Source organism: Curtobacterium sp. ABR8 (assembly GCF_057812125.1).
Genome location: NZ_CM173818.1, coordinates 3,435,878 through 3,459,815, shown reverse-complemented (window position 1 = coordinate 3,459,815; position 23,938 = coordinate 3,435,878). Strand labels below are relative to the sequence as shown.

The following is a 23,938-nucleotide window of genomic DNA, read 5'->3' as shown; positions in this document are numbered from 1 at the left end:
GGGGGAACACGTGCGCTTCAGGACTGCCATCGCATCGATCGGGACGGTGCTCGCCGTCACTGCCGGGCTGCTCGTGGTCGCCCCGGTGGCGCCGGCATCGGCCGCAGCGCCGACCACCGGTCGGTTCACGCCCGTGGCACCCGCGCGAGCCTGGTCCGGTACCGCGACGAGCAAGCTGACGACCGTCACGCTCGGCGGCCGGAACGGCATCCCGTCGAACGCGACGGCCGTCGTGCTGACCGCGACCGTGACCTCGCCGAGTGCGGCCGCGTACGTGAGCGTCGCCCCGTTCGGCAGCACCGCGAGCCCTGCCATCCAGAACTTCGCCAGGGCGCAACCGATCTCGGGCACGACCACGGTCGGACTCACCGGCGGCAAGGCCCAGGTGAAGGTCTCGGCCGGCAAGGCGACCGTCGCGCTCGACGTCGCCGGCTGGTACGGCACCAGCGCCACCGGATCGACGTACACGCCGCTCGCGCCGACGAACGTGCTGAACGGCACCGTGAACACGGGCGCGAAGCGCATCGTCGTCGCGGGCAAGGCGGGCGTGCCGTCGAACGCCACCGCCGTCGTGCTGCAGGCCGACGTGTCCCGTCCGGCGACGAGCGGCCGGCTGCGCCTCACCCCGTCCGGCAACAACGCGGGCGTCGTCTCGCTCATGTACTCCAAGGGCACCACCGTCGCGAACACGACGACGGTCCGGCTGTCCGGCGGTGCCGTCCAGGCCAGGGTCTCCTCCGGGTCCGCGCGCGTGCTCGCCGACGTCGTCGGGTTCTACGCGCCGAACGCCGACGGGTCGGTGTTCGTGTCGGCGCACCCGGTCCGCGCCGCGACCGTCGCCGCGGGGACCACCGCCACGAGGGTGACCGTCGCCGGGACCGCGGGCGTCCCGCGCAACGCCACCGCGGCCGTCATCAACGCCAAGGTCGGCGGCGGCAGCGTCGGGGGATCGCTCCGCGTCGTCGGCGCCGGGCTCGCCTCGAGTGTGCCCACGCAGGTCTACGCCAAGGGGCAGACCATCGGCAACGCCCTCATCGCACCGCTGGCGTCCGGTGGGCAGGTGCAGGCGAAGGTGTCTGCGGGCAGGGCCACCGTGTACGTCGACGTCGTGGGGTACTTCCTCAACGGCAACAGTGGGTCGGGGACGGGGGTCGACGTCTCGTACCCGCAGTGCGGCAAGAGCGTGCCGACCGACCAGTCCTTCGGCATCGTCGGGGTGAACTCGAGCCTCGGCAACACCACGAACCCGTGCCTGCAGCAGCAGCTGTCCTGGGCTGCATCGTCCGCCGGCGGTACCGCACAGCCGAAGACGCAGGTCTACGCGCTGTTCGCCAATCCCGGGGCGGCTGCGGCATCGGTCTGGCCGACGTCCAACGCCGCGCCGAACGGGCAGCCCGTGACGAACCCGTACGGCACGTGCACGGCACAGTCTGGCGCGAAGCCGACCTGGAAGACGACGTCGGCGTGCTCGTACATGTACGGCTACGCCAGGGCCTACGAAGCAGCGAACACCCGGGGCGTCGCGAACCCGGGGCAGTACCGCTGGTGGCTCGACGTCGAGACCGGCCTGTCCCACCTGAGCGACACCGGTCAGAACCGGGTGGCGCTCGAGGGCATGGTCGCGGCCCTGAAGCGCAGCGGTGTCACGCAGATCGGCGTCTACTCGACCTCGTACCAGTTCCGCACGATCATGGGCACCGTCCCGACCACGAGCCCGCTCCGGCCCCTGCCGAGCTGGATCGCGATCGGTGACGGCCGTCTCGACCAGACGCAGGCAGCATGCTCCGGTGCGCGGCTCCTCGGCGGCCCGATCGCGATGACCCAGTACAAGACGCCGTTCGGCTCGACGGAGATCGACCGCAACTGGTCCTGCTCCTGACGACCCCGCACGCGGTCCGCGACGATCCACGAGTCGATCACCGCGTGTCGTGTCGGAGAACACGTGCAAGGACCCGCGGCCACCGCGTGCCGCGGGTCAGCGACGCGTCCGCGTCAGCTCGCGAAGCTGTCCGTCAGGACACCCGTCCGCGCGAAGGACGTGTGGATCGCGTTCGCGGCCTGTTCGAAGGCACGGTTGCCGCGCGAGATCCCGAGCGCACCGCCCTTGATCGCGGACTTGCCGGAGCCGCGCAGCAGCCGTGCGACGGTGCGGCCGTCCGGCGTGACCATGATCTGCACGTCCAGGCGGGTGTGGAAGGTGCGGTCGTTCGCCAGGCCACCGATGAGCAGCGTGAGGCCCAGGCTGCCGCGGGTGGCTCGGAGCGCGCCCTGCTCGGCGTCCTCCACCGTGTAGCCCTCGTTGGCGAGTGCCGAGCGGACCTGGCCGCGAGCGGTCTCGGGGTCGGTGGCGACGAAGAAGTCGTGACTCTCGGGCATTGTCTGCTGATCCTCTCGAAGGCGTCCGTGCGGACACGGAGGACGCTCGCCCCCCGACGACGATCATGCCGTGCCGGAACGTCAGGTGTGTCGCTTACGCTGGCTGTGTCATGACTGCCTCGATGAACCGTCGCGCCCTCCTGTCCCTCGCCGGCGTCGCCGGGATCGGGTTCGCGGTCGCCGCGTGCTCGTCCGGCAGTGACGAGAACGGCAGCAAGAAGAACGGCAGCAAGGGCTCGGCCGGCGGCGAGACGTCGTCCACCCCGTCCGCGAAGCCGGTGGCGAAGTCCCTCAGCCCCGCGCAGGTCCCGCTCGCCGGCGGCGTCACCGTCACCGTCGTGGGAACCGGGCTCGCTGCTGTCAAGGGCGTCACCGTCGGTGGGGTCGCCGCTCGTGACGTCACGGCCACGGCGTCGAAGGTCACCTTCACGGCCCCGCACCAGGCGATGTACACCGCCGGTGACGCCGACGTCGCGCTCTTCACCGAGTCGATCGAGCCGAGCCCGTCGGCCAACCAGTCGTCGGACGGCAACGGCAGTGCCGCGAACGACGGGCAGACCGGTGCGACGCAGGACTCGGCCACGGCGACGCCCGCACCCACGGCAGCCCCGGTACCCGACGCGTCCACGGCTGTCGCGACGTCGTCGGTGGCCTACGCCGCGCTGACCGACGTCGACCGGCAGCTCCAGTACGCGATGGCGCACTGGAAGGACTACAACCTGTCCGAGTACGGCACCATGAACCCGATCGGCGGCGACTGCGCGAACTACGTCAGCCAGACGCTCATCGCTCGCGGCTGGGAGCAGCGGTCCGACTGGTACAACCGGGCCGCCGGTGCCGAGCACAGCGCCACGTGGACGTACTGCCCGACGATGGACCCGTGGCTCGAGACGAACGCCGCGGAGTTCGGGCTGACCCGGCGCTCCTCGGACGAGCGCGACAAGGTCAAGGTCGGCGACATCGTCTTCTACGACTGGAACGCGAACGGGTCGCCGGACCACACCACCATCGTGTCCGAGGTCTTCACCGAGTCCGACGGCACCATCCGCATCAAGTCGGCGAGCCACAACCAGGACGGCCCCTACCGCGACCTCGACGAGATGATCACGGTGCAGCACCCGGGCGGGACCGCCTGGTTCCACACGTTCGACGCGTAGCCCGAGGGCCCCGCGCCGCGTTCACGAACACCCCGAGCAGCTCAGGAACACCCCGAGCAGCTCAGGGGTACCCGAGGAACCAGAGCAGCACGATGGCGATCGGCTGCAGGCATACGCCGACCACGAGCCACGTCACCGCTCGTCTCCGCGTCCGCACGAACACGTCCGACCCGAGCAACGGCGCCATCGGCATGAGCAGCCGCGGCAACGACTGCTGCGGCAGGAACACCGCGACCAGGTACAACCCGTACGACGCCGTGAACGCGAGCACGTCGGTGCCCAGGGCCCGGGTACTCCTGCGTGAGAAGAACCACACCGCGCCGGCGAGCAGCGCGACGACCAGCACGATGCCGAGCGGCCCGAGCCACGTCGAGGCCATCGTGAACCACGGCGTCAGCGGCGCGAAGTGTCGTCGCCCGACGAACCCCACCCACCACGACAGTTCGGTGTCCAGGTAGGCGTTCGGCCGCCCGGTCACCGCCGAGGCGATCACCGGCCACGCCAGGCCCGCCGCCGCGACGACGAGTCCGGAGACCACGATCGCGATGCGGTCACGCCAGGGGAACACCTCGGCGGGTCGCGCGGACCGCCGGGACTCCACCCACCGCACGACGAGGTGCACGGCCAGCGCCACCGCGAGCGCGAGGACTCCGGGCTTGGTGAACGCCGCGACCACCCCGAGCGGCGCGATCAGCCAGTACCGCCGCCGCACCAGGGCCAGCAGCGCCCCGAACAGCAGCACGAGCAGCAGGCTCTCGGCGTACGCGACCTGCAGCAGGAACCCGGTCGGCGCGAACGCGAAGAGCGCGGTGGCCCAGCGGGCACGGTGCGAGCAGCCCACCGCGAGCACGAGCCGGTACAGCAGCACGCAGGCGCCGGCGCCGGCGATGGTCGCCACGAGCACGCCGGCGACCCAGAACGAGGCTCCGGTGATGGTCATCACGACCCGGACGATCGCGGGGAACACGGGCAGGAACGCCCAGGCGTTCTGCAGGACGTGGCCGGCGTCGTCGAGGGGGAGCACGGCCGGGTACCCGTGCTCCGCGATGGTCCGGTAGAACGAGGCGTCCCACGATCCGGAGAACGTGAAGAACGACGGGTCCTTCCGGTACGACGCGAACGTCCAGTCGTTCGCGGTCGCCAGCACGAACGCCGTGGCGAGCAGCAGCGTGCTCACCACCCGTGATGCCGCCCAGATGAGCAGGGGCGCGGTCCACGCACTGCGGGGCCCGGTCAGCAGGCTGCGCACCCCCGACCGGGAGGCCCGGGTCGTCTCCGCCACGCTCGTCACCCGCCCGATCCTCCCAGACCAGGGCCCGTGCCCGCTCCGGCGGGTGGCCGCGCGCCGGGCCGCGCGCCGATCTGCGTGCATCGTGAGCAGCAATGGTCGGGTCCGTCTGCCGGACCCGATCATTCCTGCTCACGAAGTGCGGGCCTCCCGGCTAGTGACCGGTGACCGCGCGACGGATCTGCTCGATCGGCACCTTCGGGGAGCGGTCGGCGTTGAGCAGACCGTTGGTCTCCTGCATGGTGTCGGTCAACTGCGTGTAGCAGGAGCCGGCCAGGAACGAGCTCGCCCGGATCGCGTCGTACAGCGCCGTGATGCGGGAGACCCAGTCGTCGCCGTCGCTGGCCGACGTGTAGCCCCAGCCGTCCTCGCGCTGGACGCCCGGCTGGTAGTTCACGCCGCCGAACTCGGTGAGCATGACGGGCTGGCCCTGGTCCTCGGCACCCCCGACGAGGATGCGGCGATCCGCCGGGCCGATGCCACCGAGGAGCCGGGTCCGTGCGGTGTCGTCCGCGTAGGTCGCCGCCAGCCGCGGCCCGTCGCCCTCGTAGTCGTGGACCGTGACGATGTCGGAGTTGGTGTGCTCCCACCCGTCGTTCGAGATCACCGGACGCGTCGGGTCGATCGCCCGCGTGACGTCGGCGAGTGCCCGGGCGTAGGCCTGCTGTGCGGGGTCGGTGGCGATGTGCTGCACGCCCCAGCTCTCGTTCGCCGGCACCCAGGTGACGATCGACGGGTGTGAGGCGTCGCGCTCGACGGCGTCCATCCACTCGCGCATCAGGCGCTGGACGGCCCGCGGCGAGAAGGCGTAGGCACCGGGGGCCTCGCCCCAGACCAGGATGCCGAGCCGGTCCGCCCAGTACAGGAACCGGGGGTCCTCGATCTTCTGGTGGTTGCGGGCGGCGTTGAAGCCGAGCTCCTTGATGAGCTCGACCTCGCGGCGCAGTGCCTCGCGGGACGGTGCGGCGATGTGCGAGTCCGGCCAGTAGCCCTGGTTGAGCACGCTGCGGACGTCGTGGCTGCGGCCGTTCAGCAGGAAGGTGCAGCCGTCGATCCCGACGGTGCGGAGCCCGAAGTAGGACGCGACCGAGTCGATCGGCGTCGTACCGGCACGGGGGAGCAGCGAGACCGTGGCGTCGACCAGGCGCGGGGCGTCCGGGGTCCAGTGCAGTTCGTCCTCGGCCTGCCCGTTCGTCTGCCGCGAGATCGGCACGACCACGTCGAACTCGTCCGAGGTGTCGCCGAGCGTGGACTCGACGGTGGCGAGGTGCTCGTCGCGCTCGTCCCACCGGGCGACGACGCGCAGGCGCTCGCCGCCGGTGCGGTCGCCCGCGATCCGGACGGTCAGGCGCACGGTGGCGTGGTCGACGTTGGTCCAGCGCAGGGACTCGATCGAGGCGGTCGGCACGGCCTCGATCCAGACGGTCTGCCAGATGCCCGTGGTGCGGCGGTACCAGATGGCGTGCGGGTCCTCGTGCCAGTCCTGCTTGCCGCGGGGCTGGGTCAGGTCGTGCGGGTCGTCCTCGGCGCGGACGACCAGGGTGTGGACGGCGTCGGGGTCGGTGGCGAGGGCGTCGGTCACGTCGAACGAGAACGGCGTGTGGCCGCCCTCGTGCTCGCCGATGAACTGGCCGTCGATCCAGACCCGGGCACGGTAGTCGACGGCGCCGAAGTGCAGGACGAGCCGGGGCGCGGCGGTGCCGTGTCCGGCTGCCTCGAGGGCGGCGCGGGTGATCGCGCGGGAGTACCAGACCACCGGGTGGAAGCCGGGCTCGTCGATGCCCGAGGCCGCGGACTCGGGCGGGAACGGCACGACGATTTCGCGGGCGTCGGGGAACCCGGTGCTCCAGGCGGAGTCGTCGCCGTCGTTCCGGAAGGACCACGTGCCGTCGAGGTCGGCCCAGGCGGCGCGGAGCATCTGCGGCCGTGGGTACGTGCCGTCCTGCCGCGAGGCGAGGGGGAGTGCGGGAGCGGATGCGGTGTCAGGTGCGGCCACGGTGCCGTCGAGCGTGCTCATGGCTCCATGCTCCCGCTCCGGTACATCGTTGTAAAGAGCGTCGCAACGATTGCCGCCCGGAGGAACCGGTGGGTGCCCGGGGCGGCGTCAGGCGATCGCGGCGTCGCGCGTCAGGACCATCACGTCCATGCGTCCCTGCTGCACGACGTCGCCGCGCTGGTTCCGCAGCGAGACCGTCCGCTCGACGATGCCGGTCGTCCCGGAGCTCGTGAGGCGTGTCGACAGGATCTCGACCTCGCAGGTCACGGTGTCCCCGATGAACACCGGTTCGGTGAACCGCCACTGGTCGATCCCGAGCAGTGCCACGGCCGACCCCTCGAACACCCCGGTCCGTGCGATCAGCCCCAGGCAGAGCGAGGTGCCGAGCAGCCCGTGCACGATCCGCTGCCCGTACCGGGTCTTGCCGGCGAACTCCACGTCGGTGTGCACCTGGTTGTTGTCGTTCGTCCACGAGGCGAAGGACACGACGTCCGCCTCGGTGATCGTGCGACCCGGGGTCGTGAAGGTCTGTCCGGCGGCGAGGTCCTCGAGGTAGTGGGGCACGCCTGCGATTCTCGCAGAGCAGCCCGCAGAGCAGCCCGACGAGCGGCCCGACGAGCAGCGCGCCGAACATCACGCCCGGCTTCGCTCACAGCCAGGCGAGCACCTTCCTCGAGCGTCGCAGCCCCAGCTCGAGCACCGCGTGCTCGGCCGTCGCCAGCGCCCCGTACCCGAAGGTGTCGGCGCCGTCCTGAGCAGCGGGACCGGACAGCCGACGGTAGGCGGCTGCCGCGTGGGCGGCGTCGAGGGCCTCGCCGAGCGTCTCCTGCACCCGCCGCAGCCGACCGAGCCGCCGCTTCCCCAGATCGGCGACGTCACCGGCTGCCTGCAGCGCGTACCGCAGGCGCCGTGCCGCCTTCCGGATCTCGTGCAGGGCGTCGAGGTCGTCCGATCCGCCGTCGACCAGCCGCCGGACCCGGGCGCGCTCGCGGTCGACGCGCTTCGCAACGAAGGAGGCGGCGTCGTCCTGGGCGTGCGGTCCGGCCGGGGCGCGGAGCAGGATCTGGTCCAGCGCATCGAGGGCGCGGAACCAGTCGTCGGAACGCAAGACCTGGCGGAGTTCCGCTGCGGCCGCGCTCCGGAGTGCCGCCGCACGCTCGCCGATCCGGTCCAGCGTCGGCGCGTCGACGAAGCCGTCGGGAGCCCGCGCTGCCGACCGGAACAGCCCGCCGTGCAGGACCTCGGCGTCGCGGGCGGCACCGGCGACCCGTCCGACCTGGGCGAGGGCGGCCCGCAGCGCTTCGGTCGCGTCGCGGTCGAGCGCTCCGCGGTACGCCGCGAGCACGCTCCGCAGCCGACGGACCACCTTCCGGAAGTCGTGCACGGACTCGTGCTCGTCCGCACGGACCCGCGGGTCGACCGCGACGAGGTCGGCGCGCAGCGACTCGAGGACCCGCAGCACGAACGCCGCAGCGGTGCCCGAACGTGGTCGCTTCGCCCGGCTGCCGCGCCGCTCCGGAGCGAGCACGGGAGTCGGCGGGACCGCGACCGCCGAGGTCGACGGTGGCTCCGTGGCCGCGTCGTCCAGGGCCCGCTCCGCCGCCCGTGCGGTGGCGCCGTCCCGCCCGTCGTCCGACAGCGCCCACCACCGCGCGGACCGCAGCGTGGTGGTGTCCGGGTCCCCTTCGTCCACCCGGACGTCGGCGATCTCGGCCCGGACCCGACCGTCCTTCCCGCGCAGGGTGACGAGGGTCGTCGTGGTGTCCCGGAGGCGGACCGTCGCCACCGCCCGCCCGCGCAGGAACACCTCGACCGCATCGCGCGGGGGCTGCTCGTCGTCGGGGAAGTCGAGGTCCGGGCCCAGCGGCTCCGGACCTTCGCCGCGGTCGAGGCTCCACGAACCGTCGTGGGCACGGCTGAGCGTCACCCCTTCGCCCGCGAGCACGCGCTCCTCGCTGTCCCAGAGGGTCTCGCGGAGCGTCACCGCCTCGTGCCGTTCGACGGCCGACGCGAGGGGCTCGAGCGCGGGCAGTCGGCGGTCGTCGGGGATCCGCCAGCTCCGGCGGGGGTCGGTGCGGGCGGTGTCGGGGGCGGGGTGCTGGCTCGGCATGTCCGCAAGTGTCGTCCGCCGGCGCCCGTGCGGTCCGAGCGCGGGCGCGTTCTGTGGACGGGTGGCCCAGAACCGCGAGCTGTGCAGGGATGACGCACGGACTCGGCACCTCGCCAGCACTCGGCGCGTACGGTCCGCTGCATGAGCGACGGAGCCCGCCACCCCAGCGACACCGCACCCGACACCCGCGACACCGCACCCCCGAGCCACACCGCAGCACCCCCGAGCGACACCGCCCCCAGCGACCACGACCTCGAGTCCTGGATCGCCGACCGCCGGTGGTACGCGTCGAAGGGGTCCGTGCCGCGCCTCCGCACTCTCTCCACCGCCGACGGCACCCGACTCGTCCTCGACGAAGCCCCCGCAGCACCCGCGGCTCCGGTCCTCTACCAGTCACCCGTGGTCAGCGGCCCCGACGGCACCATCGCCGACGCCACCACCGACCACGCGTGGATCACGTCGCTCGCCGCACGCATCGACGCCGACCCGCAGAGCCTGCGCCCCATCGGCCGGGTCACCGGCGCGCGCGTCCTGACGGGTGAGCAGTCCAACACCTCGGTCATCTGCGACACCGAGTCCGGCGCCCGGGTCATCATCAAGGTGTTCCGCGTCCTGCACCACGGCGACAACCCCGACGTCACGACGCAGCTCGCGTTGTCCGCCGCCGGCAGCGCACGCGTCCCCCTGGTCTACGGCGCGTTGCGGGGCAGCTGGCCCGATGTCGGGCAGGGCGACGGCACGGCGACCGGCCACCTCGCGTTCGCGCAGGAGTTCCTCCCCGGCCTCGAGGACGCCTGGCGCGTGGCGCTCGAGGAAGCACACGCGGGCACACCCTTCGGTGACCGGGCCGAGCAGCTCGGTGCGGCGCTGGCGGACGTCCACCGCACCCTCGCCGAGGCGCTGCCGTCCGAACCCGCCGACGAGGCCCAACGAGACGCAGCGGTCGCGACGATGCACGAGCGGCTCGACACGGCCGCGCGCGAGGCCCCGGCCGTCGCCGAGCATGCGGACGCGATCCGAGCGGTCTACGCCCGTGCCACGGCGACGCCCTGGCCGGACCTGCAGCGCATCCACGGCGACCTGCACCTCGGCCAGGTGCTCGCCGCCCCCGAGCCGCGCGGCTGGGTCTTCCTCGACTTCGAGGGGGAGCCGCTCCGTCCCCTGGCCGAACGTTCGTTGCCGGACGTCACCCTCCGTGACGTCGCCGGCATGCTCCGGTCGTTCGACTACGTCGCCGGAGCGTTGGCGCACGACGCGGATCCGGTCGACGCCGCAGCGTGGGCGGACGAGGCCCGTGTGCGGTTCCTCGACGGTTACCAGCGGGGGACCGGCGCGGACCTCGGCGCCCACCGCGAGCTGCTCGACGCGTTCGAGCTCGACAAGGCCGTCTACGAGGTCGTCTACGAGACCCGGAACCGACCCGACTGGGTCGGCATCCCGCTCGCGGCCGTCACGCGCCTGGTCGGCCGCAGCGCGTCCTGACCCACGCACCCCCGAGACGGACGGGAGGCCCGTGGCGATCCCGCCACGGGCCTCCCGTCCGACGCCATGACGGACAGGGCCCGTCGCGCGTCAGCTGCCAGCCGTCAGTTGACGGGGCCGGTGTACTTCTCGCCCGGGCCGGCGCCCGGCGCGTCCGGGATCGCCGACGCCTCGCGGAACGCGAGCTGCACCGAACGCAGGCCGTCGCGCAGCGGACGGGCGTGGTGGTCGCCGATCTCGGTCGCCGCAGCGGTGACCAGGCCGGCCAGCGCGGTGATGAGCTTGCGCGCCTCGTCGAGGTCGGTCTGCTCCTGCGGGTCGTCTGCCAGGCCGACCTTCACGGCCGCCGCGCTGAGCAGGTGCACGGCCACGGTGTTGATGAGTTCGACGGCCGGCACCTCCGAGATGTCCCTGGCGGCGTCGATGCCGCTGCCGTCGTCGTCGATCGGGGTGTCGGTCACGGTGCTCCTCTGCTAGACTCGCTCGCGGCAGACGCTGTCCGTGTGCCACCAGGTTCTCCTGGATCGCTCGGACGGTGTCACGAAAGAGGAGTCTCTCCCACCCGCGGCCGCGTTCCACCAGGCTACCGGGTCACCACCGCTCCGCGAGTGCACCGCAACTGGGTGCACACGTCGGTCGGGTCCACGGATCCGATGCAGGGCGGCTGCCGAACGGGTTCCGATCCGTGCGTCAGATCTCCTCTCTCGTGCTGTCGTCCAGGGCATACGTCCCGGACGACCACCACCTGATTGAAGGAGCTCCGCATCACCGATCCCCGTACCAACGACCGAATCCGCGTTCCCGAAGTCCGACTCGTCGGCCCGCAGGGTGAGCAGGTCGGCGTTGTCCCGATCGCCATGGCACTGCGCCTCGCGCAGGAAGCCGAACTGGATCTGGTCGAGGTCGCGCCGAACTCGAAGCCGCCCGTGGCCAAGATCATGGACTACGGCAAGTTCAAGTACGAGGCCGCTCAGAAGGCCAAGGAAGCCCGTCGCAACCAGGTGAACACGGACCTGAAAGAGGTCCGTTTCCGCCTGAAGATCGACGTGCACGACTACGAGACGAAGCGCAAGCGCGCCGAGGGGTTCCTCCTCGGTGGCGACAAGGTGAAGGCGATGATCCTCTTCCGTGGCCGCGAGCAGTCGCGTCCGGAGCAGGGTGTCCGTCTCCTCCACAAGTTCGCGGAGGAGATCGCCGAGTTCGGCGTCGTCGAGTCCCGTCCGACCCAGGACGGCCGCAACATGACGATGATCATCGCCCCCCTCAAGAACAAGTCCGACGTCAAGGGCGAGCAGAACGCGAAGCGCGCTGCGCAGAAGGCCGAGCGTCGTGCGTCCGAGCACGCAGCGAAGGACCAGCCGGCCGAGGCGCCGGCGGCGGCCGCCGCACCCGAGCAGGCCTCCGTGCCTGCCGACAGCGACAGCCCCGCCGAGTAGGTCACCCCGACCGACCCCGCAACGACGCGGCCCCCATCCATCCCACGGAAAGGCACCACCATGCCCAAGCAGAAGACCCACTCCGGGTCGAAGAAGCGCTTCAAGATCACCGGTACCGGCAAGGTCATGAAGCAGCAGGCCGGTATGCGTCACAACCTCGAGGTCAAGAGCTCCAAGCGCAAGGCCCGCCTGAACGAGGACCAGGTCCTCTCCAAGGCAGACGCGAAGAACGTCAAGAAGCTCCTCGGCCACTGAGCCCCCGGATCGTAAAGGAATAGTGCAATGGCACGAGTAAAGAGAGCGGTCAACGCCGCCAAGAAGCGCCGCGTCATCCTCGAGCGCGCCGAGGGCTACCGCGGCCAGCGTTCGCGTCTGTACCGCAAGGCCAAGGAGCAGGTCACCCACTCCCTCGTCTACGCGTACCGCGACCGTCACGCGAAGAAGGGCGAGTTCCGTCGCCTGTGGATCCAGCGCATCAACGCTGCGTCCCGCGCGAACGGCCTCACCTACAACCGTCTGATCCAGGGTCTGGGTCTGGCCGGTGTCGAGGTCGACCGTCGCATCCTCGCCGACCTCGCGGTGAACAACCCCGAGACCTTCACCGCGCTCGTCGAGACCGCGAAGAAGGCCCTCCCGGCCGACACCTCGGCCCCGAAGGCTGCGTAGTCAGTTCTTCTGCTCGCGAAACCCCCGCCGCACGGCGGGGGTTTCGTCGTTCCTAGACTTGGGTCGTGAGCGATCTCCTCGAGAACCCCCGTGCCGGACGCGTGAAGGCCGTCGCGGCCCTGTCGAAGAAGGACGTCCGTGCCGAAACGGGCTTGTTCCTGCTGGAAGGGCCGCAGGCGGTGCGTGAAGCACTCGAGTACGCCCCGGAGCTCCTGCGCGAGCTCTACGTGACGCCGACGGCCGCAGCCCGCTACGGGCTCGACGACGCGCCGGTCGACACCTGGTTCGTGACGGAGCAGGTGCTCGACGCGATGGCGGACACCGTGACGCCGCAGGGCGTCGTCGCCGTCTGCCAGCAGTTCCCGACGTCGGTGAAGGACGTCTTCCCCGACCGTCGCGTCGGTGACGCAGCTGCTGCCGTCGACCTGGAGGCCCGTGGGGACGCCGACGAGCCGGCCACGTTGCCGGGGCTGGTCGCCATCCTCGAGGAGGTGCGGGACCCGGGGAACGCCGGCACGATCATCCGCGCCGCCGACTCCGCCGGCGCCGACGCGGTGGTCCTCACCGGGCGGTCGGTGGACCCGTACAACCCGAAGGTCGTCCGTTCGACCACGGGCTCGCTGTTCCACGTGCCGGTGTCGGTGGGCGTGACCCTGGCCGACACGATCGCGCGGGCGAAGGCGCTCGGGTACACGGTGCTCGCGGCCGACGTGTCGGGCGACGACCTGCCGGTGGTCCGGGCCGAGGGCATGCTCGACGGCCCGACCGCGTGGGTGTTCGGCAACGAGGCCCGCGGGCTCACCACCGAGGACCTCGCGCTCGTCGACCGTGCGGTCAAGGTGCCGATCTACGGCCAGGCGGAGTCGATGAACCTGGCGACGGCTGCCTCGGTCTGCCTGTACGAGTCGGCGTTCGCGCTCCGGAGCTGACCCCTCCTCTCCACAGTCCGACCGGTGCAGGCGGGTGGTATCCCGTCGGCCGGTAGGCTTGGGTCTCGTGTCAGAACCTCTCGAGATCAGCGAATCGGCCGTCGCCGACGCCGTGGACGCAGCACTCGCCGCCGTCCGCGCCACGACGACGGTCGCCGAACTGAAGCAGGCCAGGGCCGAGCACACCGGTGAGCAGTCGCCGCTGGCTCGGATGAACGCGTCGATGCGCAGTGTGCCGCCGGAGCAGAAGGCCGCCGCCGGCAAGCTCGTCGGCCAGGCCCGCGGCCGGTTGAACGCGGCGATCGCGGAGCAGGAGTCGATCCTCGCCGTGGCGGAGGAGCGCGCGCGGCTGGAGGCCGAGCGCGTCGACGTCACCGCGTTGCCGACGCACCGCCCGACCGGCTCGCGCCACCCGCTCTCGCTCCTCAACGAAGCCGTCGCGGACATCTTCGTCGGCATGGGGTGGGAAGTGGCAGAAGGCCCCGAGCTCGAGCACGAGTGGTTCAACTTCGACGCGCTGAACTTCGACCAGGACCACCCGGCCCGGGCCATGGCGGACACGATCTTCGTCGAGCCCGTCGACCGGCACCTCGTCATGCGCACCCACACGTCGCCGGTGCAGGTGCGGTCGCTGCTGTCCCGCGACCTCCCGCTCTACGTCATCGCCCCGGGCCGTGTGTACCGCGCCGACGAGCTCGACGCCACGCACCTGCCGGTCTTCACCCAGGTCGAGGGCATCGCGATCGACAAGGGCCTGACGATGGCGCACCTGCGCGGCACGCTCGAGCACTTCGCCCGCCAGGTCTTCGGCGCCGAGGCCCAGATCCGCCTGCGCCCGAACTACTTCCCGTTCACCGAGCCCAGCGCCGAGATGGACGTCTGGCAGCCGAACGCCAAGGGCGGTGCCCGGTGGGTCGAGTGGGGTGGCTGCGGCATGGTCAACCCCAACGTCCTGCGTGCCGCCGGGATCGACCCGGACGAGTACCAGGGCTTCGCCTTCGGCATGGGCATCGAGCGGACGCTGCAGTTCCGCAACGGCCTGAACGACATGCGTGACTTCCTCGAGGGCGACATCCGCTTCTCGCAGCAGTTCGGAACGGTGGTCTGATGCGCGTCCCACTCCGTTGGCTCGGCGAGTCCGTCGACCTCCCCGAGGACGTCACCCTCGAGCACGTCCACGCGGCGCTCGTGTCGGTTGGCTTCGAGGAAGAGGACGTCCACACCTTCGACCTGACCGGCCCGGTCGTGGTCGGCCGGGTGCTCGAACGCGTCCCCGAGCCGCAGAAGAACGGCAAGACCATCAACTGGTGCCAGGTGGACGTCGGCGAGCCCGAGCCCCGCGGCATCGTCTGCGGCGCGCACAACTTCGACGTGGGCGACCTCGTCGTCGTCACGCTGCCCGGCGCCGTGCTGCCCGGCCCGTTCCCGATCGCGGCCCGCAAGACCTACGGCCACGTCTCCGACGGCATGATCGCCTCGGCACGTGAGCTCGGTCTCGGCGACGAGCACGAGGGCATCCTGCGCTTCGCGGACCTCGGCATGGAGCCGACCGTGGGCGAGGACGCCATCGCGCTCCTCGGCCTCGACGACGCCGCGGTCGAGATCAACGTCACGCCGGACCGCGGGTACGTGCTCAGCATGCGCGGTGTCGCGCGCGAGTACGCCCACGCCACCGGGGCGAGCTTCCACGACCCCGCCGACCGCGTCGCCCCCCGCACGGCCGAGGGCTTCTCGGTGACGATCGACGACCGGGCCCCGATCCGGGGTCGCGTCGGCGCGAGCACCTTCGTCACCCGGGTCGTCCGCGGCATCGACCCCACGGCGAAGACACCCGCCTGGATGGTGTCCCGCCTCGCCCTGGCAGGTGTCCGCTCGATCTCACTGCCCGTCGACATCACGAACTACGTCATGTTCGAACTCGGCCAGCCGCTGCACGGGTACGACCTGTCGACCGTGCGCGGCGGCCTGGGTGTCCGTCGTGCGACTGCGGGCGAGACGCTCGAGACCCTCGACGGTGCCGTGCGGAAGCTCGACCCCGAGGACCTCGTCATCACCGACGACGACGGTCCCGTCGGACTCGCCGGCGTGATGGGCGGTGCGCGGACCGAGATCTCGGCGAGCACGACCGACGTCCTGATCGAGGCCGCCGGGTTCGACCAGGTCTCGATCGCGCGGACCGCGCGCCGGCACAAGCTGCCGAGCGAAGCCTCCCGTCGCTTCGAGCGCGGCGTCGACCCGCTCGTGGCCGAGGCCGCTGCGAACCGCGCCGTCGAGCTCCTCGTCGAGCTGGCGGGTGGGACGGCCGACGCCCTCGGATCGACCCTCGTCGACACCGAGCCCCGCGCGACGGTCACCATGCGGACCACTCGTCCGGCCGAGCTCATCGGTGTGGACTACACCGACGCCGAGGTCGTCGACACCCTCCGCGCGATCGGCGCCACGGTGCAGGCCGACGGCGAGCAGCTCGCCGTCACGCCGCCGACCTGGCGCCCCGACCTCACCGACGACACCACGTTGGTCGAGGAGGTCGCGCGGATCGTCGGGTACGACCGCATCCCGAGCGTGCTGCCCGTCGCCCCGCCCGGACGCGGACTCACCCCGCACCAGCAGGCGCGACGTCGGGTCTCCGCAGCCCTCGCGGCGGCGGGCCTGGTCGAAGCGGTGACGGCACCGTTCGTCTCCGCGGCGACCCAGGACGCCTACCCGGGGATCGACCCGGACGGTGGCCCGAGCGTCGTGCTCGCGAACGCCCTCGACAGTGAGCAGAACCTGCTCCGCCGCAGCGGTGTACCGGCCCTCGTCGACGCCGCCCGCCGCAACGTGGCGCGCGGCCTGCTCGACGTCGCGCTCTACGAGACCTCGCGGGTGTTCCTGCCGGCGACGGGCGTGACGCTCGGTACCGACGAGGTCCCGGCCGGTGCCGCGCTGCCCGACCGCGCGACCCTCCAGGCACTCGACGCGTCCCTGCCCGCACAGCCGTTCCACGTGTCCGCACTGCTCACCGGCAACCGAGTCGTCAAGCAGGCGGGCGTCGCCGCCGAACCGTACGGCATCGCCGACGCGATCGACGCGGCGCGACAGGTCGCGTGGGCCGTCGGCATCGAACTCCGCGTCGCGCAGACCACCCACCCGTCGCTGCACCCGGGCCGCGCGGCGTCGCTGCTCGTGGGCGACACCGTCGTGGGCGTCGCCGGCGAACTCCTGCCGGAGCTGTCCGCTGCTGCGGTGCTGCCCCGCGTGGTGGCCGTGGTCGAGCTCGACCTCGACGCCATGGTGGCCGCGGCCCCCGACCTCGTCGCGGTCGCGCCGATCGTGTCGTACCCCGCTGCGACGCAGGACCTCTCCCTGGTCGTCGACGCCGGGGTCCCGGCCGGTGACGTGTTGGATGCGGTCCGCTCTGGTGCCGGAGACCTGTTGGAGTATGCTCGGCTCGTGGATGACTACCGGGGCTCCGGCGTGGACGAGGGACAGAAGTCCCTGACGTTCGCCCTGCGCTTCCGTGCCACGGACCGCACGCTGACCGCTGCCGAGGCCACCGAGGCCCGCGACGGCGCAGTCCGACGTGCCGGCGAGCGATTCGGGGCGACCCTGCGCGACTGACCCACGACGGGATCAGCACCGCCCGGGGTCGCCGCCTCCGACTCTCTCGACGACCAGTCCGACCAAAGGTGGAATCCCATGTCCGTATCCGTCGCCGTGGCGGGAGCCTCCGGCTACGCGGGTGGCGAGCTCCTGCGCGTGCTCTCCGCCCATCCCGAGTTCGACGTCAGGACGGTGACGGCGTTCTCGAACGCCGGACAGCCGCTGATCGCGACGCAGCCGCACCTCCGCTCGCTGTCGCACCTGACCCTCGAGAAGACGACGGCCGAGACGCTCCGGGGGCACGACGTCGTGTTCCTGGCGCTGCCGCACGGTCAGTCCGGCGCGATCACCGAGGAGCTCGGTGACGAAGCCCTCGTCGTGGACTGCGGCGCGGACCACCGCCTGACGGACCCCGCGGCCTGGGAGCAGTTCTACGGCGGCGAGTACCACGGCGCCTGGACCTACGGCCTGCCCGAGCTCCTGCTCGCCGCCCCGGCCCCCGGCTCGGCCGACGAGTGGCGCGAGGTCGAGGACATCGCATCGCAGGGCAAGCAGCGCTCGGCCCTGGTCGGCACCAAGCGGATCGCCGTCCCCGGGTGCAACGTCACCGCGGTGACGCTCGGCATCCAGCCGGGCATCCAGGCCGGACTCGTCGAGTCGGACGACATCGTCGCGGTGCTGAGCGTCGGCCCGAGCGGTGCCGGCAAGAAGCTCGCGAACACCTACCTGGCGTCCGAGATCATGGGCTCCGCCAGCGCCTACGCGGTCGGCGGCACGCACCGGCACGTCCCGGAGATCCAGCAGAACCTGGTCGTGGCGGGTGCTGCCGACGTGACCATCTCGTTCACGCCCGTGCTCGTCCCGATGTCGCGCGGCATCCTCGCGACGACGACCGCCAAGATCACCCCCGGGGTGAGCGAGCGCGACGTGCGACTCGCCTGGGAACAGGCCTACGCCGACGAGCCGTTCGTGCACCTGCTGCCCGAGGGCGAGTTCCCCCGTGTCGCGGACACGATCGGTGCGAACACCGCACTCGTCGGCATCGCCGTCGACGAGGCCGCGGGCCGCGTCGTCGCCGTGACGGCACTCGACAACCTCGCGAAGGGCACGGCGGGCGCCGCCGTCCAGTCGACCAACATCGCCCTCGGTCTGCCGGAGACCCTGGGCCTGAGCGTGGACGGAGTCGCACCGTGACCGACGCAAGCAACGAACCGACCGCCACCGGCGGGACGGACGCGGCCACGGGCCTCCCGGCCCTGCAGGGTGTGACCGCAGCAGCGGGCTTCCGCGCGGCCGGCGTGACCGCCGGCCTCAAGACCAGCGGCAAGCCGGACGTGGCGCTCGTCGTCAACGACGGCCCCGACGCGGCCGTGGCCGCGGTGTTCACCAGCAACCGTGCGCAGGCGCACCCGGTGATCTGGTCCCGACAGGTCGTCGGTGACGGCGCTGCGCGTGCCGTCGTCCTGAACTCCGGCGGTGCCAACTGCTTCACGGGCCCGTTCGGCTTCCAGACCACGCACATGACCGCCGAAGCAGTGGGCGACGCCCTCGGCATCGGCGCAGGCGACGTCGTCGTCTGCTCCACCGGCCTGATCGGGGTCGGCGACCAGACCTTCCGTGACGGCGTGCTGCGCGGGGTCGACCTGGCGAGCGCCGCACTCAGCGCCGACGGCGGCCCGGATGCGGCCACGGCGATCATGACGACCGACACCAAGGCGAAGCAGTCCGTGGTGACCGAGGACGGCTGGACCGTCGGCGGCATGGCGAAGGGCGCGGGCATGCTCGCACCAGGGCTCGCGACGATGCTCGTCGTGATCACCACCGACGCCGTGCAGACGCCGGACCAACTCGACCAGGCGCTCCGCGCGGCCACCCGCATCACCTTCGACCGCGTCGACTCGGACGGCTGCATGTCGACGAACGACACCGTCGTGCTGCTGTCGTCGGGCGCGAGCGGGGTGACGCCCGCGGTCGGCGACTTCCAGGAAGCCCTGACCGCGGTCTGCGCGGACCTGGCCCGCCAGCTGCAGCAGGACGCCGAGGGCGCGAGCCACGACATCACGATCGAGGTCGTGCACGCCGCGACCGAGGACGACGCCGTGACCGTCGGCCGGAGCGTCGCCCGCAACAACCTGTTCAAGGCGGCGGTCTTCGGCAACGACCCGAACTGGGGTCGGGTGCTCGCGGCGATCGGCACGACGGACGCCGACTTCGACCCGTACGCGGTCGACGTCAGCATGAACGGTGTCCGGGTCTGCCACGCCGGTGCGCCGGACCAGCCGAGCGACACCGTCGACCTGACGCCGCGCGACACCCACGTGCGCATCGACCTCGGTGTCGGGACGCACGCGGCGACGATCCTGACCAACGACCTCACGCACGACTACGTGCACGAGAACAGCGCGTACTCCAGCTGATGGCGAACGACACCGAAGGGGCCGGGACGCCCCTCACGAAGGAAGAAGAACACGAGTTCGCGGCCGTCAAGGCCGCGACCCTGATCGAGTCCCTGCCGTGGCTCAAGCGCTTCTCCGGCAAGGTCGTCGTCGTCAAGTTCGGCGGCAACGCCATGGTGAACGACGACCTCAAGCGGGCGTTCGCCGAGGACATGGTCTACCTCCGCTACGCCGGCCTGCACCCCGTCGTGGTGCACGGTGGGGGTCCGCAGATCTCGGCCGCGCTCAAGGAACAGGGCATCGAGTCCGAGTTCCGGGGTGGCTACCGCGTCACCACGACCGAGGCGATCACGGTCGTCCGCGACGTCCTGGCGGGCGAGGTCAACCGCGAGATCGTCGACCTGATGAACGAGCACGGCGAGGGCCTGGCCGTCGGCGTGTTCGGCGACGGCGGGTCCTTGTTCACCGGTGAGCAGAAGGGCGTGGTCGTCGACGGGCAGGAGTACGACCTCGGCCACGTCGGTGACATCACCCACGTCGACCCCTCCGGGGTGCTCGCCGCGATCGAGGCCGGCCGGATCCCGGTGGTCTCGAGCATCGCGATCGACGACGCCCACCCGGACCAGGCGCTCAACGTCAACGCCGACGCGGCGGCCGGTGCCCTGGCGATCGCGCTGCGTGCGTCGAAGCTCATCATGCTCACCGACGTCCCCGGCCTGTACCGCAACTGGCCGGACCGCGACTCGCTCGTCGACCTCATCGCGGTCGAGGAGCTCCGCGAGCTCCTGCCGTCCCTCGAGTCGGGCATGATCCCGAAGATGACCGCGTGCCTCGACGCCGTGGTCGGCGGGGTCGGCGGGGCGACGATCATCGACGGCCGGATCCCGCACTCGATCCTGCTCGAGGTCTTCACCCTGCGCGGTGCGGGCACCGAGGTGATCCCGGACCCGAGCCGACGAACCGAGAACCAGATGACCCACGCCGAGATCGGCCGACGCGTGGCAGCACCGTCGACGAGCACCAGCACCGGCCAACACGTGGCCAGCACGACCGAGAAGGGGCAGCAGCAGTGAGCAGCGAGACGCAGACCGAGACCTGGAACGACCGGTTCGGGGCGTCGCTCATGCGATCCCTGACGCCGCCGAAGATCATGCTCGAGCGCGGACAGGGCTGCCGTGTCTGGGACGTCGAGGGCAACGAGTACCTCGACTTCCTGGCGGGCATCGCCGTCAACTCGCTCGGCCACGCGCACCCCGTCCTGGTCGAGGCGATCGCCGACCAGGCCGCGAAGCTCGTGCACGTGTCGAACTACTTCGCGACCCCGCCGCAGCTCGAGCTCGCGGAACGCCTCAAGCGCATCACCGGTGCGGGCGACGCCGGGCGCGTGTACTTCGGCAACTCCGGTGCCGAGGCGAACGAGGCCGCCTTCAAGCTCGCGCGCCTGAACAAGGGCGCGGACGGGCAGAAGACCCGCATCCTCGCGCTCAAGCAGGGGTTCCACGGCCGCACGATGGGTGCGCTCGCGCTCACCGGCAAGCCCGCGCTGCAGCAGGACTTCCTGCCGATGATCCCGGGGGTCGAGCACATCGACTCCACCGTCGCAGCGCTCGAAGCGTCCATCGACGACACCGTCGCGGCGATCATCATCGAGCCGATCAAGGGCGAGGCCGGCGTCGTCGACCTGCCGGAGGGCTTCCTGCTCGCGGCACGCCGACTGACCGAGGAGCACGGTGCGCTGCTGATCCTCGACGAGATCCAGACCGGCGTCGGACGGACGGGCAACTGGTTCACCTACCAGGGGCACGGCTTCACGCCCGATGCCATCACGGTGGCCAAGGGCATCGCCGGCGGCTTCCCGATCGGTGCGCTCGTGACCTTCGGGTGGGCGTCCGACCTGTTCTCGGCCGGCCAGCACGGTTCGACCTTCGGTGGCAACCCGCTCGGCACCCGGGTGGCGAACGCGGTCCTCGCCGAGATCGAGCGCGCCGACCTCGTCGCGGCCGCCGTGGTCAAGGGCGAGCGGATCCGGGCCGGCATCGCCGGCATCGGTTCACCGCTCGTCGAGGAGGTCCGCGGCACCGGCCTGCTCATCGGCGTCGGGCTCACCGGTCCGGTCGCGGCTGCGGTCAACGCCGCCGCGCTCGAGCGTGGCCTCATCATCAACGCCCCGAACGAGTCGAGCCTGCGCCTCGCGCCGCCGCTCATCGTGTCCGACGCCGAGATCGACGAGTTCGTGTCGATCCTCGCCCAGAGCCTCGCGGCCGTCGCTGCCGCCCAGGAGACCTCCGCATGACCCGCCACTTCCTCCGGGACGACGACCTCAGCCAGGCCGAGCAGTCCGCGATCCTCGACATCGCCGACCAGATGAAGGCCGACCGCTGGGGAGCGAAGCCCCTCGCTGGCCCGCAGAGCGTCGCGGTCATCTTCGACAAGTCGTCGACGCGCACCCGGGTGTCGTTCCACGTCGGCATCTCCGACCTGGGCGGCAGCCCGCTGATCATCTCGACGGCGAACAGCCAGCTCGGCGGCAAGGAGACCCCGTCCGACACCGCCCGCGTGCTGGAGCGCATGGTGTCGGCGATCGTCTGGCGCACCTACGGCCAGGCCGGTCTCGAGGAGATGGCTGCCGACACGACCGTCCCCGTCGTCAACGCGCTGTCCGACGACTTCCACCCGTGCCAGCTGCTCGCCGACCTGCTCACCATCCGCGAGCACCGCGGCACGCTGGCGGGCCAGACGGTGGCGTTCGTCGGCGACGGTGCGAGCAACATGGCCCAGTCCTACCTGCTCGCCGGCGCGACGGCGGGCATGCACGTCCGCGTCGCTGCCCCGGCCGAGTTCTCGCCGTCCCCGCAGGTCGTCACCGATGCCGAGCACCGTTCGGCCGAGACCGGTGGGTCCGTGCTGGTCGTGACCGACCCGGTGGCCGCGGTCGCTGGCGCCGACGTCGTGGTCACCGACACGTGGGTGTCGATGGGCAAGGAGTCCGAGAAGCAGTCGCGTCTGGACACCTTCTCCGGGTACCGCGTGGACGACGCCCTCATGGCGCACGCCGCCGACGACGCGGTGTTCATGCACTGCCTGCCCGCCGACCGCGGCTACGAGGTGACCGCCGACGTCATCGACGGTCCACGCAGCATCATCTGGGACGAGGCGGAGAACCGTTTGCACGCCCAGAAGGCGCTGCTGGCCTGGCTCCTCGCCGCGAACGGCGCGTCCGCGACCGCGACGGCGACCGCCGCGGCAACCGCGTAGGCGCACCGCATGGCAGACCGCGTCGTCCTCGCGTACTCCGGCGGCCTCGACACCTCCGTCGGGATCGGCTGGCTGCGTGACGCCACCGGCAAAGAGGTGGTGGCGCTGGCGGTCGACGTCGGCCAGGGCGGCGAGGACCTCGACGCGATCCGGCAGCGCGCGCTCGACTGCGGGGCCGTGGAGTCGATCGTGGTCGACGCGAAGGACGAGTACGCCGACGAGTACATCGTGCCTGCCCTCAAGGCCAACGCGCTGTACCAGAAGCGCTACCCGCTGGTGTCGGCGCTGAGCCGCCCGCTCATCGCGAAGCACCTCGCGCTGACGGCGAAGCAGCTCGGCGCCGACAGCGTCGCGCACGGCTGCACCGGCAAGGGCAACGACCAGGTCCGGTTCGAGGCAGCGGTCGCGGCGATCGCCCCGGATCTGCGGAGCGTGGCACCGGTCCGCGACCTCGCCCTGACCCGCGACAAGGCGATCGCGTACGCCGAACAGCACGCGCTGCCGATCCAGCAGTCGCAGCGGTCGCCGTACTCGATCGACCAGAACGTGTGGGGTCGTGCGGTCGAGACGGGTTTCCTCGAGGACCCGTGGAACGCCCCGACCGAGGACCTCTACGCCTACACGCAGGACCCCGCCGTGCAGCGTGACGCGGACGAGGTGACGATCACGTTCGAGCGCGGCGTCCCGGTGGCGCTCGACGGGCAGCGGTTCAGCGTGCTGCGGATCGTCCAGGAGCTGAACGCCGTGGCCGGCAAGCACGGCGTCGGCCGGATCGACGTCGTCGAGGACCGCCTCGTCGGTATCAAGTCGCGCGAGGTGTACGAAGCCCCCGCGGCGATCGCGCTCATCACGGCGCACGAGGAACTCGAGCGCCTCACCCTCGAGCGCGACGTGAACCGCTACAAGCGCGGTGTCGAGTCGGAGTGGGCCGACCTGGTCTACGACGGCCTGTGGTTCGGCGGGCTGAAGCGCAGCCTGGACGCCTTCGTCGACCACACCCAGCAGCACGTCTCCGGCGACGTCCGCCTGCAGCTGCTCGGCGGCCGGGCGACGGTGACCGGCCGTCGGTCGGAGCAGAGTCTGTACGACTTCGACCTCGCGACGTACGACACCGGCGACACGTTCGACCAGTCCCTCTCCAAGGGGTTCATCGAGCTCTGGTCGCTCCCCAGCAAGATCTCCGCCCGCCGCGACGCGGCGAACTGACAACCGCCGCCACCCGGCGGGACGACACCCCGCCGCCACCCGGCCCGACGACAACGACG

21 protein-coding genes are annotated in these 23,938 nt (G+C 71.6%); 15 read left to right on the top strand and 6 right to left on the bottom strand.

Features of this window, described 5'->3' with window-relative positions:
• Positions 1 to 10 precede the first annotated feature (10 nt).
• Positions 11 to 1,879 (top strand): hypothetical protein, encoded by a 1,869-nt coding sequence (locus ACXKZB_RS16475; protein ID WP_488823874.1) that lies wholly within the window; start codon positions 11 to 13, stop codon positions 1,877 to 1,879.
• A gap of 113 nt (positions 1,880 to 1,992) precedes the next feature.
• On the opposite strand, the gene ACXKZB_RS16470 is transcribed toward ACXKZB_RS16475, so the two are convergent.
• Complete coding sequence (locus tag ACXKZB_RS16470; protein ID WP_488823873.1) at positions 1,993 to 2,376, bottom strand: hypothetical protein; 384 nt, start codon at positions 2,374 to 2,376, stop codon at positions 1,993 to 1,995.
• A 110-nt stretch (positions 2,377 to 2,486) separates the two neighbouring features.
• Between ACXKZB_RS16470 and ACXKZB_RS16465 the strand changes: the two genes are divergently transcribed.
• Entirely contained in the window at positions 2,487 to 3,533 is a 1,047-nt protein-coding gene (locus tag ACXKZB_RS16465) for an amidase domain-containing protein (protein ID WP_488823872.1), read from the top strand.
• A 61-nt stretch (positions 3,534 to 3,594) separates the two neighbouring features.
• On the opposite strand, the gene ACXKZB_RS16460 is transcribed toward ACXKZB_RS16465, so the two are convergent.
• The 4 genes from ACXKZB_RS16460 to ACXKZB_RS16445 all read right to left on the bottom strand — a co-directional run bounded on the left by ACXKZB_RS16460 (position 3,595) and on the right by ACXKZB_RS16445 (position 8,927).
• Positions 3,595 to 4,824 carry a hypothetical protein gene (locus ACXKZB_RS16460; protein ID WP_488823871.1) on the bottom strand — a complete coding sequence of 410 codons (1,230 nt, stop codon included), beginning with the start codon at positions 4,822 to 4,824 and terminating at the stop codon, positions 3,595 to 3,597.
• A gap of 151 nt (positions 4,825 to 4,975) precedes the next feature.
• Complete coding sequence (locus ACXKZB_RS16455; RefSeq protein ID WP_488823870.1) at positions 4,976 to 6,838, bottom strand: glycoside hydrolase family 2 TIM barrel-domain containing protein; 1,863 nt, start codon at positions 6,836 to 6,838, stop codon at positions 4,976 to 4,978.
• Positions 6,839 to 6,925: 87 nt separating this feature from the next.
• Entirely contained in the window at positions 6,926 to 7,381 is a 456-nt protein-coding gene (locus ACXKZB_RS16450; RefSeq protein ID WP_222658610.1) for a MaoC/PaaZ C-terminal domain-containing protein, read from the bottom strand.
• Between the two features lie 85 nt (positions 7,382 to 7,466).
• Complete coding sequence (locus ACXKZB_RS16445) at positions 7,467 to 8,927, bottom strand: CHAD domain-containing protein (protein ID WP_488823869.1); 1,461 nt, start codon at positions 8,925 to 8,927, stop codon at positions 7,467 to 7,469.
• 141 nt (positions 8,928 to 9,068) lie between these two features.
• Here ACXKZB_RS16445 and ACXKZB_RS16440 point away from each other — a divergent pair, with 141 nt between their 5' ends.
• Positions 9,069 to 10,409, top strand: a complete 1,341-nt coding sequence (locus ACXKZB_RS16440; protein WP_488823868.1) for a phosphotransferase — start codon at positions 9,069 to 9,071, stop codon at positions 10,407 to 10,409.
• Positions 10,410 to 10,513: 104 nt separating this feature from the next.
• Here the strand turns inward: ACXKZB_RS16440 and ACXKZB_RS16435 are convergent, their stop codons facing one another.
• Entirely contained in the window at positions 10,514 to 10,870 is a 357-nt protein-coding gene (locus ACXKZB_RS16435; protein ID WP_173170823.1) for a DUF1844 domain-containing protein, read from the bottom strand.
• Positions 10,871 to 11,158: 288 nt separating this feature from the next.
• On the opposite strand from ACXKZB_RS16435, the gene infC reads away from it, so the two are divergent.
• From infC to ACXKZB_RS16375, 12 genes are all read left to right on the top strand, one after another.
• Complete coding sequence (gene infC, locus ACXKZB_RS16430; protein WP_340195538.1) at positions 11,159 to 11,845, top strand: translation initiation factor IF-3; 687 nt, start codon at positions 11,159 to 11,161, stop codon at positions 11,843 to 11,845.
• A gap of 60 nt (positions 11,846 to 11,905) precedes the next feature.
• Positions 11,906 to 12,100, top strand: coding sequence for a 50S ribosomal protein L35 (rpmI, locus tag ACXKZB_RS16425; RefSeq protein WP_111086286.1), 195 nt, complete (start codon positions 11,906 to 11,908; stop codon positions 12,098 to 12,100).
• 27 nt (positions 12,101 to 12,127) lie between these two features.
• Complete coding sequence (gene rplT, locus ACXKZB_RS16420) at positions 12,128 to 12,511, top strand: 50S ribosomal protein L20 (RefSeq protein ID WP_111086285.1); 384 nt, start codon at positions 12,128 to 12,130, stop codon at positions 12,509 to 12,511.
• A 65-nt stretch (positions 12,512 to 12,576) separates the two neighbouring features.
• Positions 12,577 to 13,440, top strand: a complete 864-nt coding sequence (locus tag ACXKZB_RS16415) for a TrmH family RNA methyltransferase (RefSeq protein ID WP_123312124.1) — start codon at positions 12,577 to 12,579, stop codon at positions 13,438 to 13,440.
• Between the two features lie 67 nt (positions 13,441 to 13,507).
• On the top strand, positions 13,508 to 14,548 hold the full coding sequence (pheS, locus tag ACXKZB_RS16410; protein ID WP_488823867.1) for a phenylalanine--tRNA ligase subunit alpha: 1,041 nt from the start codon (positions 13,508 to 13,510) through the stop codon (positions 14,546 to 14,548).
• The gene (pheT, locus tag ACXKZB_RS16405; RefSeq protein WP_488823866.1) at positions 14,548 to 17,040 is read left to right on the top strand and encodes a phenylalanine--tRNA ligase subunit beta; all 2,493 of its coding nucleotides are present in this window, start codon (positions 14,548 to 14,550) and stop codon (positions 17,038 to 17,040) included. Before pheS ends, pheT begins: the two co-directional genes overlap by 1 nt.
• A gap of 78 nt (positions 17,041 to 17,118) precedes the next feature.
• On the top strand, positions 17,119 to 18,216 hold the full coding sequence (locus ACXKZB_RS16400) for an N-acetyl-gamma-glutamyl-phosphate reductase (protein WP_488823865.1): 1,098 nt from the start codon (positions 17,119 to 17,121) through the stop codon (positions 18,214 to 18,216).
• Positions 18,217 to 18,278: 62 nt separating this feature from the next.
• Positions 18,279 to 19,439: a bifunctional glutamate N-acetyltransferase/amino-acid acetyltransferase ArgJ gene (argJ, locus tag ACXKZB_RS16395; protein ID WP_488825925.1), complete on the top strand. Its 1,161-nt coding sequence runs from the start codon at positions 18,279 to 18,281 to the stop codon at positions 19,437 to 19,439.
• A complete protein-coding gene (argB, locus tag ACXKZB_RS16390; protein ID WP_123312128.1) occupies positions 19,439 to 20,491 on the top strand; it encodes an acetylglutamate kinase in 1,053 nt (350 codons plus the stop codon). Before argJ ends, argB begins: the two co-directional genes overlap by 1 nt.
• A gap of 50 nt (positions 20,492 to 20,541) precedes the next feature.
• The gene (locus ACXKZB_RS16385; protein ID WP_395871515.1) at positions 20,542 to 21,711 is read left to right on the top strand and encodes an acetylornithine transaminase; all 1,170 of its coding nucleotides are present in this window, start codon (positions 20,542 to 20,544) and stop codon (positions 21,709 to 21,711) included.
• Complete coding sequence (gene argF, locus ACXKZB_RS16380) at positions 21,708 to 22,673, top strand: ornithine carbamoyltransferase (protein ID WP_488823864.1); 966 nt, start codon at positions 21,708 to 21,710, stop codon at positions 22,671 to 22,673. The genes ACXKZB_RS16385 and argF overlap by 4 nt, the downstream gene beginning before the upstream one ends.
• A gap of 9 nt (positions 22,674 to 22,682) precedes the next feature.
• On the top strand, positions 22,683 to 23,879 hold the full coding sequence (locus ACXKZB_RS16375; RefSeq protein ID WP_340195534.1) for an argininosuccinate synthase: 1,197 nt from the start codon (positions 22,683 to 22,685) through the stop codon (positions 23,877 to 23,879).
• Positions 23,880 to 23,938: the final 59 nt, after the last annotated feature.

Excerpts from the sequence above, each read along its gene's own strand:
- ACXKZB_RS16470 (WP_488823873.1), bottom strand. The coding sequence starts at position 2,376 with ATGCCCGAGAGTCACGACTTCTTCGTCGCCACCGACCCCGAGACCGCT.
- ACXKZB_RS16465 (WP_488823872.1), top strand. The coding sequence starts at position 2,487 with ATGACTGCCTCGATGAACCGTCGCGCCCTCCTGTCCCTCGCCGGCGTC.
- ACXKZB_RS16455 (WP_488823870.1), bottom strand. The coding sequence starts at position 6,838 with ATGAGCACGCTCGACGGCACCGTGGCCGCACCTGACACCGCATCCGCT.
- ACXKZB_RS16445 (WP_488823869.1), bottom strand. The coding sequence starts at position 8,927 with ATGCCGAGCCAGCACCCCGCCCCCGACACCGCCCGCACCGACCCCCGC.
- ACXKZB_RS16440 (WP_488823868.1), top strand. The coding sequence starts at position 9,069 with ATGAGCGACGGAGCCCGCCACCCCAGCGACACCGCACCCGACACCCGC.
- rpmI (WP_111086286.1), top strand. The coding sequence starts at position 11,906 with ATGCCCAAGCAGAAGACCCACTCCGGGTCGAAGAAGCGCTTCAAGATC.
- rplT (WP_111086285.1), top strand. The coding sequence starts at position 12,128 with ATGGCACGAGTAAAGAGAGCGGTCAACGCCGCCAAGAAGCGCCGCGTC.
- pheT (WP_488823866.1), top strand. The coding sequence starts at position 14,548 with ATGCGCGTCCCACTCCGTTGGCTCGGCGAGTCCGTCGACCTCCCCGAG.
- ACXKZB_RS16400 (WP_488823865.1), top strand. The coding sequence starts at position 17,119 with ATGTCCGTATCCGTCGCCGTGGCGGGAGCCTCCGGCTACGCGGGTGGC.
- argB (WP_123312128.1), top strand. The coding sequence starts at position 19,439 with ATGGCGAACGACACCGAAGGGGCCGGGACGCCCCTCACGAAGGAAGAA.
- ACXKZB_RS16385 (WP_395871515.1), top strand. The coding sequence starts at position 20,542 with ATGCGATCCCTGACGCCGCCGAAGATCATGCTCGAGCGCGGACAGGGC.
- argF (WP_488823864.1), top strand. The coding sequence starts at position 21,708 with ATGACCCGCCACTTCCTCCGGGACGACGACCTCAGCCAGGCCGAGCAG.
- ACXKZB_RS16375 (WP_340195534.1), top strand. The coding sequence starts at position 22,683 with ATGGCAGACCGCGTCGTCCTCGCGTACTCCGGCGGCCTCGACACCTCC.